General features: G+C 72.9%; 10 protein-coding genes and 2 tRNA genes. 1 reads left to right on the top strand and 11 read right to left on the bottom strand.

What is annotated here, in order from left to right:
* Positions 1 to 38: 38 nt before the first annotated feature.
* From tig to M3673_RS12590, 11 genes are all read right to left on the bottom strand, one after another.
* Complete coding sequence (gene tig / locus M3673_RS12540) at positions 39 to 1,457, bottom strand: trigger factor (protein WP_251534103.1); 1,419 nt, start codon at positions 1,455 to 1,457, stop codon at positions 39 to 41.
* Positions 1,458 to 1,517: 60 nt separating this feature from the next.
* Positions 1,518 to 1,590 (bottom strand) — tRNA-Pro (locus tag M3673_RS12545).
* 37 nt (positions 1,591 to 1,627) lie between these two features.
* Positions 1,628 to 1,698: transfer RNA gene (locus tag M3673_RS12550), tRNA-Gly, on the bottom strand.
* 101 nt (positions 1,699 to 1,799) lie between these two features.
* A complete protein-coding gene (locus M3673_RS12555; protein WP_251534105.1) occupies positions 1,800 to 2,654 on the bottom strand; it encodes an Fpg/Nei family DNA glycosylase in 855 nt (284 codons plus the stop codon).
* Positions 2,654 to 3,172 carry a ribose-5-phosphate isomerase gene (locus M3673_RS12560; RefSeq protein ID WP_251534111.1) on the bottom strand — a complete coding sequence of 173 codons (519 nt, stop codon included), beginning with the start codon at positions 3,170 to 3,172 and terminating at the stop codon, positions 2,654 to 2,656. The genes M3673_RS12555 and M3673_RS12560 overlap by 1 nt, the downstream gene beginning before the upstream one ends.
* Before the next feature lie 42 nt (positions 3,173 to 3,214).
* On the bottom strand, positions 3,215 to 4,144 hold the full coding sequence (locus M3673_RS12565; protein ID WP_251534113.1) for an alpha/beta hydrolase: 930 nt from the start codon (positions 4,142 to 4,144) through the stop codon (positions 3,215 to 3,217).
* 8 nt (positions 4,145 to 4,152) lie between these two features.
* Entirely contained in the window at positions 4,153 to 4,722 is a 570-nt protein-coding gene (locus M3673_RS12570) for a hypothetical protein (protein WP_056863738.1), read from the bottom strand.
* 18 nt (positions 4,723 to 4,740) lie between these two features.
* On the bottom strand, positions 4,741 to 6,537 hold the full coding sequence (metG, locus tag M3673_RS12575) for a methionine--tRNA ligase (RefSeq protein WP_251534118.1): 1,797 nt from the start codon (positions 6,535 to 6,537) through the stop codon (positions 4,741 to 4,743).
* Between the two features lie 37 nt (positions 6,538 to 6,574).
* On the bottom strand, positions 6,575 to 7,936 hold the full coding sequence (locus tag M3673_RS12580; RefSeq protein WP_251534125.1) for an N-acetylmuramoyl-L-alanine amidase: 1,362 nt from the start codon (positions 7,934 to 7,936) through the stop codon (positions 6,575 to 6,577).
* 67 nt (positions 7,937 to 8,003) lie between these two features.
* The gene (locus M3673_RS12585) at positions 8,004 to 8,606 is read right to left on the bottom strand and encodes a DsbA family protein (RefSeq protein ID WP_251534136.1); all 603 of its coding nucleotides are present in this window, start codon (positions 8,604 to 8,606) and stop codon (positions 8,004 to 8,006) included.
* Between the two features lie 76 nt (positions 8,607 to 8,682).
* On the bottom strand, positions 8,683 to 10,296 hold the full coding sequence (locus M3673_RS12590) for a CHAP domain-containing protein (RefSeq protein ID WP_251534142.1): 1,614 nt from the start codon (positions 10,294 to 10,296) through the stop codon (positions 8,683 to 8,685).
* Positions 10,297 to 10,466: 170 nt separating this feature from the next.
* Here M3673_RS12590 and pepN point away from each other — a divergent pair, with 170 nt between their 5' ends.
* Positions 10,467 to 13,010 carry an aminopeptidase N gene (gene pepN, locus M3673_RS12595; RefSeq protein WP_251534146.1) on the top strand — a complete coding sequence of 848 codons (2,544 nt, stop codon included), beginning with the start codon at positions 10,467 to 10,469 and terminating at the stop codon, positions 13,008 to 13,010.
* Positions 13,011 to 13,062 lie beyond the last annotated feature (52 nt).

The raw sequence follows: 13,062 nt of genomic DNA on the forward strand, positions 1-13,062 counted from the left end.
GCAGCGGGTGGTGCCGTCGCCGGGCGACGGCGTCGGCCTCAGGCCTCGGACTTCTCCGCGTCGGCCTCGGTGACCTCGGGGGCCTCGTCGTTGGCCTCGTCGGTGGCCTCGACCTCGGCCTCGGGCTCACCGATGGTGCCGTCGGGGCGCAGGTTCTTCAGCTCGACGGTGTTGCCGGAGGCGTCCTTCACCACGGCCGACTCGACCAGGGTCGCGAGCGCCTTGCCGCGCAGGATCTCCTGGACCAGGTCGGGGATGTGGTTGTGCTGGAACATGTGGTTCGCGAACTCCTGCGGGTCCTGGCCGGACTGCTGGGCGCGGCGCACGAGGTGCTGGGAGAGCTCCTCCTGGTTGACCCCGAGCTCCTCCTTCTTGGCGATCTCGTCGAGCAGGAACTGCGCGGCGACGGCGTCGCGCACGCGGCGCTCGAGCTCGGCCTCGAACTCCTCCTGGGTCTGCTCCTCGTCCTCGAGGTAGGAGGCCATGGTGATGCCGGCCATCGCGAGCTGCTGCTCGATGTTCTGCCGGCGCGCGGTGAGCTCGTCGGCGACCAGGCTGTCGGGCAGCGGCACCTCGACCTTCTCCAGCAGGGCCTCCAGCACGGCGTCGCGGGCGGCGGCGGCCTGCTCGAGGCGCTTGCCGCGGCCGAGCCGCTCGCGCACGTCGGCGGTGAGCTCCTCGGCGGTGTCGAACTCCGAGGCCTCCTGGGCGAAGTCGTCGTCGAGCTCGGGGAGCTCCTGCTCCTGCACCTGGGTCACGGTCACCGCGACCTCGACCTCCTCGCCGACGAGGTCGCCGCCGACGAGCTGGGAGGAGAAGGTCTTGTCCTCGCCGGCCGACATGCCGGTGAGCGCCTCGTCGAGGCCCTCGAGCATGCCGCCGCGACCGACCTGGTAGGACATGCCGGACACCTCGGCGCCCTCGAGCACCTCGCCGTCCTTGGTCGCCTTGAGGTCGATGACCACGAAGTCGCCGTCGGCGGCCGGGCGCTCGACGTCGCTGAGGGTGCCGAAGCGCTCGCGCAGGGCGGTCACCTGCTCCTCGACGTCCTCGTCGCTGACCTCGACGTCGTCGACCTCGGCCTCGAGGCCCTCGTAGGCCGGCAGGTCGATGGCGGGCTTGATGTCGACCTCGGCGGTGAACTCCACCAGCTCGTTGTCCTCGAGGCGGGTCACCTCGATCTCGGGCTGGGCCAGCGGCTCGAGGGAGTTCTCCTGCAGCGCCTCGACGTACTTCTTCGGCAGGGCGTCGTTGATGGCCTGGTCGAGCACCGCGCCACGGCCGACCTGACGGTCGATGACCATCGGCGGGACCTTGCCGCGGCGGAAGCCGGGGACGTTGATCTGCTGGGCGATCTGCTTGTACGCCGCGTCGAGGCTCGGCTTGAGCTCCTCGAAGGGCACCTCGACGGTCAGCTTGGCCCGGGTCGGGCTCAAGGTCTCGACGGCGCTCTTCACAGGGTGTCTCCTCTATCAATCGGGGGTCTGCTCACCGGACGGTGAGGGGTGTGGCTGTCGTCGGGGCGACAGGACTCGAACCTGCGATCTCCTGCTCCCAAAGCAGGCGCGCTAGCCACTACGCTACGCCCCGCCAAGAGGCGCCCCGGCGGACCGTGACGCTCCCTGAGAGCGGATGACGGGAATCGAACCCGCGTAATCAGTTTGGAAGACTGAGGCTCTACCATTGAGCTACATCCGCGTGGCCGTGACGCCCTCTGCTGGGCAGGGTGGAGCGCCGTCGGACCGGGCCACATCGTGCCACACCGCGCCCGCCACGCCCCAACCGCCGTTCGCCCGCCGCTAGCCCGCCGCGGCCGCGCGTGAGCGGAACCGTCGCTGGCACCCCGGGCACCAGAACAGGTTGCGACCGGCCAGCTCGGTGGTCCTCACCCGCGCCCCGCACACCAGGCAGTCCTGGCCGTGACGGCGGTAGACGTAGACCTCTCCCCCGTGGTCGTCCACGCGGGCGGGACGCCCCATCGCCTCGGGGGTGTGCTCGGGTCGCACGGTGTCGATGCGACCGGTGCGCACGCCCTCGGCCATGAGCACGACGAGGTCGTCCCACATCGCCTGCCACTGCCCCACCCGCAGGGTGCTGCCGGGCCGCAGCGGGTCGATGCGGTGGCGGAAGAGGATCTCGGCGCGGTAGACGTTGCCCACGCCGGCGAGCACCGTCTGGTCCATGAGCAGGCCGCCGATGGGGGCCCTGCTGCGGCGGATCCGCTGCCAGGCGCGGTCGGGGTCGGCGTCGGGGCGCAGCGGGTCGGGCCCCGAGCGCTCCACGACCGCGTCGCGCCCGGCCCGCGTCAGCAGCTCGCACGTCGTGGCCCCGCGCAGGTCGGCGTACGCCGCGCCGCGCGCGTCGTCGGCCACCAGGCGCAGGCGCACCTGGCCCACGGGGTCGGGCACGTCGGCGACGTCGGGGTGCACGGCGAAGGTGCCGTAGAGCCCGAGGTGGACGTGGACGAAGACCTCGCCGGGGAAGGCGACGAAGAGGTGCTTGCCCCACGACTCCGCGCCCGCGAGCACCCGGCCATCGAGCAGGGTGGCCGAGTCGGCGAAGCGCCCCTGGGGGCTGCCCACCGCGACCACGCGCCCGGCGAAGGCCGCGCCGAGGTCGGCCGCCAGGCGGTGGAGGGTGTGGCCCTCAGGCATCAGTGCGCGGCATCGGAGGGGCCGAGGCCCTGCGCCGACTCCGGCAGCGGGGGCAGCTCGCGGGTCTGCTCGTAGGAGCCGAGCTGACCGATGCGGCGCACGTGGCGCTCGTCGCCGCTGAACGGCTCGGCGAGGAAGACCTCCACGAAGCGGGTCATCTCCTCCAGGGTGTGCATCCGCCCGCCGACCGAGACGACCTGGGCGTCGTTGTGCTCGCGCGCGAGCCGGGCGGTCTCCTCCGACCACACCAGCGCGCAGCGGATGCCCAGCACCTTGTTGGCGGCCATCTGCTCGCCGTTGCCGGAGCCGCCGACGACGACGCCGAGGCTGTCGAGGCCGCGCTCGCGGTCGGCCGCGACGCCCTCGGCGGCGCGGAGGCAGAAGACGGGGTAGTCGTCGAGGGCGTCGTGGACGAAGGGGCCGTGGTCGACCGGCTCGTAGCCGTGGTCGCGCAGCCACGCGACGAGGTGGTCCTTGAGGTCGAGGCCGGCATGGTCGGAGCCGAGGTGCACGCGCATGGGCCGCATCCTCCCAGAGCGGCTGCCGGCCCCGTCGCCGGGCTAGCGGTGCTGGTCGGGGCGGTGCTGGTCGGGGCGGTGCTGGTCGAGGAAGGCGGCCACCTGGCGCATCAGCGGCTCGGCGGCGTCGAAGACGTCGACGTGGCGCCAGAAGCCGTGGACCTGCCCGAGGTAGCGCGTGGCGACGACCGCCACGCCCTCGGCGGCCAGCCGGCGGGCCAGCTCCTCGCCCTCGTCGCGCAGCGGGTCGTGCTCGGCGGTGACCACCAGCGTCGGCGGCAGGGCGCCGAGGCCCTCGGAGCGCAGCGGTGCGAGGTCGGGGTGCTCCAGGTCGGCCGGGGTCGCGGCGTACTGCTCCCAGTACCAGGCCGCCTCGCGGGGGTCGAAGCCGTCGGCGGCCGTGGCGTAGCTGTCGAAGGACGCGGTCGGGTCGAGGAAGGGGTAGATCAGCGCCAGGGCCGTGAAGCGTCCCGGGTGGCGCAGCGCCGCGACGAGGGCGAGGTTGGCGCCGGCGCTGTCGCCGTGGCCGTACGTCGGGCCCGCGACCCCCAGCGGGTCGCCGGGCCGCGCGGCCTGCTCCTCGAGCCACGCCAGCGCGGTGCTGACGTCGTCGGGCGCCGCGGGGAAGGGGTGCTCCGGCGGTCGGCGGTAGTCGACGCTGAGCACCGCGGTGCGCGACCGGTCGGCCAGGCGGCGGGCCACCGCGTCGTGGACGTCGACGTCGTGCATCACGAAGCCGCCCCCGTGCACGTGCACCACGACGCCCGGGCGGGCCCCGGCGGGTCGGTAGAGCCGGCAGGGCACGCCGCCGGCGTCGACGTCGAGCACCTCGGCGACGTCCTCGCGCGGCTGGGCGGCGGCCAGACGGCGGGCCTCGAGCCGGGCGGCAGCGACGTCGAAGCCGGCCTCGAAGACGCGCGGCTGACCGGCGGCGGCCTCGACGGCGCGCCGCGCCTGCGGGAAGAGCACCACCGCGGGACCTACCGCTGCATCAGGGCGTCGAGGCCCACGGCGACGGCCGCGGCGACCCGGAAGTCGACGCGCTGGTCGGGCACGTGCACGGTGTACTTGTCGCGCACCGAGCCCTGGCGCTCCACGCCCAGCAGCGGCTGGCCGTCGGCGGTGGTGAAGTCGAAGTGGATCGGCAGGAAGGGGATGTCGGTGAAGCGGCGGATGAGCGCGATGGCCTGGCTGCGCTCCTGGCCCGTGCCGGCGTAGCCCGGGCCCTCGATCTGGAAGGTGGAGCGCATCAGGCTGGCGCCGAAGTCCTTCTTGAAGAAGCCGAGCGGCTGGCGGGCCTCGTCGACGATGTCGTAGCCCGAGCCGAGGTCGATGCGCTTGCGCGCCTTGAAGCTGAAGACCGCCCGCGACTTCGAGGCGTCCTCGTAGAAGGTGACCTCCTCCTTGAAGGCCATCCGCTTCTGCTCCGCCAGCCCCATCAGCTGCCCGAAGGAGCCGTCGGGGCCGGCGGCGTAGAGCTCGTAGCGGTTCGTCGTCATGGCGAACTTCTGCTTCACGAAGAAGGTGGGGAGGTACATGCCCGCGGTCATGCCCGGAAACCTAGCGGCTCACGCCTGCGCGAGGCGCCCGAGCTCCTCGTCGACCACCGACGGGTCGAGCTTGGTGAAGATCGGCGAGGGCTTGGCCACCGGTGTGCCGACCGCGATCGGGTGGCGCCGCCAGGTCGGCACGCCGGTGTAGTCGCCGGTGAGCACGGGGTAGCCCGCGCCTCCGTCGAGGTCCTCGGCCTCCTCCAGGCGCGGCATCGGGGCCACGGTGCCGGCGCCGCCGAGGGCCTTGTCGACCTCGTTGGCCGAGAACGGCAGGAAGGGGGCGAGCACGAGGTTGAGGTCGGCCACGCACTGCGCCACGACGTGGAGCACGGTGGCGAGGCGCTCGCGCTGCTCCTCGCCCTTCAGCTTCCACGGCTCGGTGTCGGAGACGTACTTGTTGACCTCGGCCACGGTGCGCATCGCCTCGCCGATGGCCTGCTTCTGGCGGTGCCGGCCGATGAGGTCGCCCACGACGCCGAAGGCGGCCTCCACCGAGTCGAGCAGGCGCTGGTCGGCCGGCTCCAGGGCCCCGGCCGCGGGCAGCTCGCCGAAGTTCTTCGCGATGAGGGTGGCGGTGCGGTTGACGAGGTTGCCCCACCCGGCGACGAGCTCGTCGTTGGTGCGGCGCACGAACTCCGACCAGGTGAAGTCGGAGTCCTGGTTCTCCGGCCCCGCGGCGGCGACGAAGTAGCGGAAGGCGTCGGGCTGGTAGCGGCTGAGCAGGTCGCGCACGTAGATGACCACGCGCTGGGAGGAGGAGAACTTGCGGCCCTCCATGGTGAGGAACTCCGAGCTCACCACCTCGGTGGGCAGGTTGAGCTCGCCGTACTCGCGCGGCTCGCCGCCCCTGCTCCCCTTGCCGGAGTAGGCCAGCAGCTCGGCGGGCCAGATCTGGCTGTGGAAGGTGATGTTGTCCTTGCCCATGAAGTAGTACGACAGCGCCTCCGGGTCGTTCCACCAGCGGCGCCAGGCCTCCGGGTCGCCGGTGCGCCGCGCCCACTCGATCGAGGCCGAGAGGTAGCCGATGACGGCGTCGAACCACACGTAGAGCTTCTTGGTGGGGTTGTCGCGCCAGCCCTCGAGGGGCACCGCGATGCCCCAGTCGATGTCGCGCGTCATGGCGCGGGGGCGGATCTCCTTGAGGATGTTCTGGCTGAAGCGGATGACGTTGGGCCGCCACAGGCCCGTGGCCTCGCGGCCGTCGAGCCACTCCCCCAGGGCCTCGGCCAGGGCCGGCAGGTCGAGGAAGAAGTGCTGGGTCTCCACGAACTCCGGGGTCTCGCCGTTGATCTTCGAGCGCGGGTCGACGAGGTCGTGGGGGTCGAGCTGGTTGCCGCAGGTGTCGCACTGGTCGCCGCGGGCCCCGCCGGCGCCGCAGATGGGGCAGGTGCCCTCGATGTAGCGGTCGGGCAGCGTGCGGCCGGTGGACTGCGAGATGGCGCCGTAGGTGGTCTGCTCGACGAAGTAGCCGTTGGCGTGCACGCCGAGGAAGAGCTCCTGCACCACCGCGTGGTGGTTGCGGGTGCTGGTGCGGGTGTAGAGGTCGTAGCTGACGCCGAGGGCGCAGAGGTCCTCGGCGATCACGCGGTGGTTGCGGTCGGCGAGCTCCTGGGGGCTCACCCCGGCCTCGTCGGCGGCGATGAGGATCGGGGTGCCGTGCTCGTCGGTGCCGGAGACCATGAGCACGTCGTGGCCGGCCATCCGCATGTAGCGGGAGAAGACGTCGGAGGGCACGCCGAACCCGGCGACGTGGCCGATGTGGCGGGGGCCGTTGGCGTAGGGCCAGGCGACTGCGGACAGCACGGTGCTCATGGGGTGATCCTAGGGAGCACCCGGCCCGGGGCCGGGGTCAGGCCCCGAGGGTGCCGTCCTTGAAGCGCGCGATCCGCTTGCGGGTGCGCTTGCGGATGAGCGGCAGCTGGGCGTAGAGGAGCGAGCCGGGGCAGGCGGTGTCGTTGGTGTCGCGGTGGCCGTCGATCACCGGGAGCTTCACCGTGGCGCCCGCGGAGTAGCGGTCGCTGCCGGTGGAGCGCACCGTGGCGGTGCCCGCGGGCTTGCGTCCGTGCATCTCCAGCTTCCAGGCCGCGACCCGCGTGACGGCGAAGACGACCGCCTTGGAGGGCCGCGCGGTCTCGAAGTTGCCGATGACCGAGACGCCGGTGGAGGTGTCGTTGAAGCCCAGGGTGTGCGCCCCGCGCACGTTGCGGCCCGGGCCGCCGGCACGGCCGACCCAGATCCGGCCGAAGCGGTCGACCAGGAAGTTGTAGCCGATGTCGGACCAGCCCAGCGACTTGGTGTGGTAGCGGTACATGCCGCGCAGCAGGGCCGGGGTCTCGGCCTTGGAGTAGTCGTTGGCGTTGACGGTGTGGTGCACGTGCACCTGCTGGAGCGTGGCGTTGCGCGTCGGCGTGCCGCTGCGCCAGGACTCGTCGGCGCCCCAGGTCTTGCGCGAGTAGAGCTTGGGCCACAGCGTGGCCGTGCTCGCCGCGGGCACCACGCCCGCGTCGTCGGCGGCGTCGTCGGTGGCGTCGTCGGCCCGCGCGGAGACGGTCGACGAGACGGTCGCGGAGACGGTGGAGGCGCCGGAGGACCCGCCGGAGGCGGTCGTGGGCGGCTCGTCGGGCACGACGGTGGCGTCGGTCGGGCGACCGGCGGGGTCCAGCAGCACCAGGCGCAGGTCCTCGGGGCGGGGGCCGTCGACGGCCACCTCGACCCCGTCGCAACGGCCGACCCAGGTCACGTCGGTGGCGCGCAGCGAGCTGTCGCCCTCGACGCCGGCGTCGGGGCCGTCGGCCAGCGCGGGGGTCGAGCGCCAGGGGGCCCAGGCACCACCGCTGCGGGTCCGCACCCGCAGCACCGGGTCGCTGCCGCGCCAGGTGAGGCCCAGCATCGCGAACGACGTGGTCTCCAGCGGGCCGGTGCTCCAGGTCTCGGCGCCGGCGACGCGGCGTCCCGAGGGAGCACCGCCACCGCCGTCGTCCTGCACGACGCGCCCCGAGGCGTCGACCGGGCGGAGCCGGCGGTCGTCGAGGGCGACCTCGAGCTCGCCGACGTCGGAGCCGTCGTCGGCCGAGAGCATGAGCCGTCCGTCTGGGGTGGTCGGCTCCTGGCCGGGGCCCCAGCGGGCGAGGGCGGCGATGGCCGGCACGGCCACCACCCCCGCTCCGGCGGCGATGAGCAGCTTGCGTCGACCTGCATCAGCGTGAGACATCACGAAACATCATGCGTCACACGCGCACCACAGGTCGAGCCGACAGGCCCAACGACCCGCCGGACGATCAGCTGAAGTCGAGCTCCGCCGTCCGCGAGCGCTTCAGCTCGAAGAAGAAGGGGTAGGACGCCATCGCGACGGCGCCGTCCCAGATCTTCCCGGCCTCGTCGCCGCGCGGGATCGACGACAGGACGGGCCCGAAGAAGGCCGCGCCCTCGATCGCGATGGTCGGCGTGCCGACCTCGTCGCCGACCTGGTCCATGCCCAGGTGGTGCGAGGCCTTGACCGCCTCGTCGTAGCCGGCGTCGTCGAAGGCCTCGACCAGCTCGGCCGGCAGCCCGACCTCGGCCAGGGCCTCGGAGACGACCTCCTTGCTGACGCCGCGCCCCTCGTTGTGGATCCGGGTGCCCATCGCGGTGTAGAGGGGCAGCAACTGCTCGCGACCGTGCGCCTGCTCCACCGCCGTCACGACGCGGACCGGGCCCCAGGCGTCCTTGAGGGCCTCGCGGTACTCCGCGGGGATGTCCTTGTCCTGGTTGAGGTAGCCCAGGCTCATCACGCGCCAGGTCACCTCGATGTCGCGCACCTGCTCCACCTCCAGGATCCAGCGCGAGGTGATCCAGGCGAAGGGGCACAGCGGGTCGAACCAGAAGTCAGCCTTGGTGGTCATGACGGGCCAAGGCGCCGGGCGCCCGAAACATTCCGCCGCGCTGCGGCCGCGCGCGGCCGCAGCGGGCTCAGCGGGCTCAGCGCGTGACCCGCACGGCGTCGACCACGCGGCGCGCCTCGACGACGGGCGTGCCGGAGTAGAGGACACGGACCCGCTTGCGCCCCGCGCCGAGCCCCGTCAGCACCAGCCTGGCCCGCCCGGCGACCAGCCGCGCCGACTCCTCGTGGGTGCCGATCCTCACCGTCACCCGCCCGCCGGGCCGGGGCACGCCCGGGGCGGCCACGCGCACCGCGACGACCGCGCGGCGCGGGCCACCGACCGGGTCGACGTCGACCCCGGGTCGGGTGGTGATGCGCGCGGGCGCCGGCAGGGTCAGGGTGCGCGGCTCGTAGCCGGGGCGGGTGATCCGGGCACGGACCGCCAGGGTGGCCCCGGCGTCGGCCGCACGCACGGCGTACGACGCGCCCTTGCCGCCGTCGATCGGGCGGCCGTCGCGCACCCAGGTGTAGGTGACGTCGGCGTCGCGCGGGGTGGTGGCGCCGCGCTCCACGCGCAGCCGCTCGCCGACCCGCGTGGTGCCGGTGACCGCGAAGGTCCCGTCGGTCCCGATCCGGCCGCGCTGCACCGTGGTCGGGTCGGCGGCCACCACCAGCGGGCGGTAGCCCTCGCGCACGGCCCGCACCTTGGCGGTGACCGTGCGACCGACCAGGCCGGGGCGCAGCTCGAGGCGCCCGGTGGTGGCGTCGGCGAGCGGCTTGCCGTCGGCGTACCACTGCACGGTCGTGGCGTCGGGGCGCGGGGAGAAGGACCCGCGCACCGCGGCCAGGGTCTCCCCGACCCGCGGCGTGCCCGCCAGGTCGGGCGCGGAGGGGTTGGCGAGGATGCCGCGGCGCACCTTCATCGTCGACCCCGACCGCACGACACCGGTCTTGTAGCCGCGCTTCTTCGCGGTCACGCGCACGCTGAGCCGGTGGCCCAGCACCGCGGGGGTCGGGGTGAAGGTGCGCGAGGTGGCCCCGGCGATCGCCTTGCCGTCGCGGAGCCACTGCACGGCCACCGACGCCGCGGGCTTCCACGTGCCGGTCCGGGCGGTGAGCCGCTCCCCCACCCGTGCAGCCCCCTCGGTGTCGACGGGGGTGGTGGTCTCCACGGCCTTGTCGGCCAGGTGGATGAAGCCCGAGGGCCACCCGGTGCCCTTGGTCATGCGACGCCAGTGGAAGTCGCCGCCCCAGCTGTCCTCGGAGATGACGATCTCGGTGGCGGAGATGACCCGCTCGACGTAGGCCACGTGGCCGGCCGACCCGGCCCCGGGCACGTCGGCCTTCCACCACGCCACGGCGCCGACCATCGGGGTCTGGTCGGTGCGCCCGGCGAGGTGCTCGCCCCAGTACTCCGCGTTGCCGCCGCCGACCCACGGCCGTGTGGTCGACATGCCGGCCTGCACCATCCGGTAGGCGACGTAGTTGGTGCAGTTGTGGCCGGAGTACATCTGCCACCACATCTTCTTGCCCTCGGTGCGGTAGCCGTGGTGGGAGTAGCCGGCGTCCTTGCACGCGGCGTAGCCGGTGCACAGGTACGTCGAGGCCGCCGCGGCCGGTGGCACCGAGACCGCAGGGAGCACGACCAGGGCCGCCGCGAGCGCGACGAACCCCACGAGGACGGGTCGGAAGTGGTGCAGCAGCCGAGTCACGGGGCGCTATGTAACACCACGTCAAGCACCGACACGCCGGTACGTCACAAATTTTCACATTCGTCCCACGCGTCCCGGCGGCCTCTCAGGCCCCTCCCGCGTCGTGGTGGAGCACCCTGCGGCACGGTGCGATGCACGTCACCCCGCGCGCCGGTGGCAGGATGCAGCGCATGCCTGGAACCAACCTGACCCGGGACGAGGCCGCCACCCGCGCCGCCCTCCTGGACGTCTCGTCGTACTCCGTCGACCTGGACCTCACGACGAGCGAGACCACCTTCGCCTCCACCACCACGATCGAGTTCACCTGCTCCGAGCCCGGTGCCGAGACCTTCGCCGACCTCGTCGACGCGACGGTGCACAGCATCACGCTCAACGGCGAGTCGCTCGACCCCGCGACGGCCTACGCCGACAGCCGCATCGCGCTCAGCGGGCTGGCGGCGACCAACACCCTCGTGGTGGTGGCCGACTGCACCTACTCGCGCACCGGCGAGGGCCTGCACCGCTTCGTCGACCCCGTCGACGACCGGGTCTACCTCTACTCGCAGTTCGAGGTGCCCGACGCCCGCCGGGTCTTCACGACCTTCGAGCAGCCCGACCTGAAGTCGGTCTTCACCTTCGTCGTGCGCGCTCCCGAGCAGTGGAAGGTCGTCTCCAACTCCCCCACGCCCGCCCCCACCGCCCTCGGCGACGGCACGGCGCGCTGGGAGTTCGAGCCCACCAAGCGCATGTCCACCTACATCACCGCGCTCGTGGCCGGTGAGTACCACGAGGTCCAGGACGTCTACCAGGGCAAGCACGGCGACATCCCGCTGGGCCACTACTGCCGCCAGTCGCTGGTCGAGCACCTCGACCGCGAGGAGCTGGTGAAGCTGACCAAGCAGGGCTTCGAGTTCTTCGAGGAGGCCTTCGACTTCCCCTACCCCTTCGGCAAGTACGACCAGCTCTACGTGCCGGAGTACAACATGGGCGCGATGGAGAACGCCGGCTGCGTGACGCTGCGCGACGAGTACCTCCCCCGCAGCCGCCAGCCGCGCTCGTTCTACGAGTTCCGCTGCTCGGTGATCCTGCACGAGATGGCCCACATGTGGTTCGGCGACCTCGTGACCATGAAGTGGTGGGACGACCTCTGGCTCAACGAGTCCTTCGCGGAGTGGGCCTGCTACCACGCCGAGGTCGAGGCCACCGAGTACACCGACTCCTGGACCGGCTTCGCCAACGCGCGCAAGCAGACCGGCTACCGCCAGGACCAGATGCCCTCGACCCACCCGATCGCGGCCGACAACGTCGACCTGCAGGCCGTCGAGGTCAACTTCGACATGATCACCTACGCCAAGGGCGCCTCGGTGCTCAAGCAGCTGGTGGCCTGGGTCGGGCTCGACGACTTCATGGCCGGTCTGCGGCAGTACTTCAAGGACCACGCCTACGGCAACTCCGAGTTCAAGGACCTGCTCGCCGCGCTCGAGAAGGCCTCGGGCCGCGAGCTGGCGGGCTGGGCGAAGGAGTGGCTGCAGACTGCGGGCGTCAACACGCTGACCCCCGAGTTCGCGCTCGACGGCGAGGGCGCCTACACCCGCCTGGCCGTGCGCCAGAGCGCCCACCCCGACTGGCCCACCCTGCGCCGCCACCGCCTCGGCATCGGCCTCTACGACGACCGCGACGGTCGCCTGGTGCTGCGCCGCAGCGTCGAGGTCGACGTGGAGGGCGAGCTCACCGAGATCCCCGAGCTCGTCGGCGAGACCCAGCCCGACCTGCTGCTGCTCAACGACGGCGACCTCACCTACGCCAAGATCCGCCTCGACGAGCGCTCCCTGGCCACCGTGGTCGACGGGCTCTCCAAGCTCGACGACTCCCTGGCCCGTGCGCTGGTGTGGGGCGCGACCTGGGACATGACCCGCGACGCCGAGATGGCCGCGCGCGACTTCGTGACCCTGGTCCTGGCCAACATCGGCGCCGAGACCGACGCCTGGGGCGTCAGCCGGATCCCCACCTACGCCGCCCAGGCCGTGTCGACCTTCTCCGCCCCCGAGCACCGCGACGAGCTGCGCTCGCGCTGGGAGTCGGGCCTGCGCGAGCTGGTGCTGGCCGCCGAGCCCGGCAGCGACGCCCAGCTCACCTTCGCCCGCTCCTACGCCGCGGCGGCCCGCTCCGAGCAGGCCGTCGGTGACGTCGAGGCCCTGCTCGACGGCGGCCTGGAGATCGACGGTCTCGCCGTCGACCAGGACCTGCGCTGGTCGCTGGTCACCTCGCTGGCCGCCTCCGGCAACGCCGGGGAGCGCATCGAGGCCGAGCTCGAGCGGGACCGCACGATCTCGGGCCAGGAGCACGCCGCCGCCGCCCGGGCCGCCCGGCCCACCGCGGAGGCCAAGGCCGAGGCCTGGGAGGTCGCGATGGTCTCCACCGAGACCCCCAACGAGACGCAGCGCTCGGTGGCCATGTCGTTCCAGCGCTCGGGCCAGGACGACGTGCTCGCGCCCTACGTCGAGCGCTACCTCGCCGCCGCCGACGACGTGTGGGACCGCCTGGGCAACAAGCGCGCGTCGACCGCGCTCGAGGCGATGTTCCCCCGCCAGCTGGCCAGCCAGGAGCTGCTCGACCGGGCCGACGCCTGGCTCGCGCGCACCCCGGCTCCCCCGGCCGCCAAGCGCTACGTCGCCGAGGGCCGCGCCGACGTCGCCCGCGCCCTCGCCGCCCAGGAGCGCGACGCCCGGGGCTGACCCCCGGCCAGCGTGCAGAAGGCCCCCACCGCGTCGCGGTGGGGGCCTTCTG

The sequence above is a fragment of the Nocardioides sp. P86 genome (assembly GCF_023712465.1).
Taxonomy (GTDB): Bacteria; Actinomycetota; Actinomycetes; order Propionibacteriales; family Nocardioidaceae; genus Nocardioides; species Nocardioides kribbensis.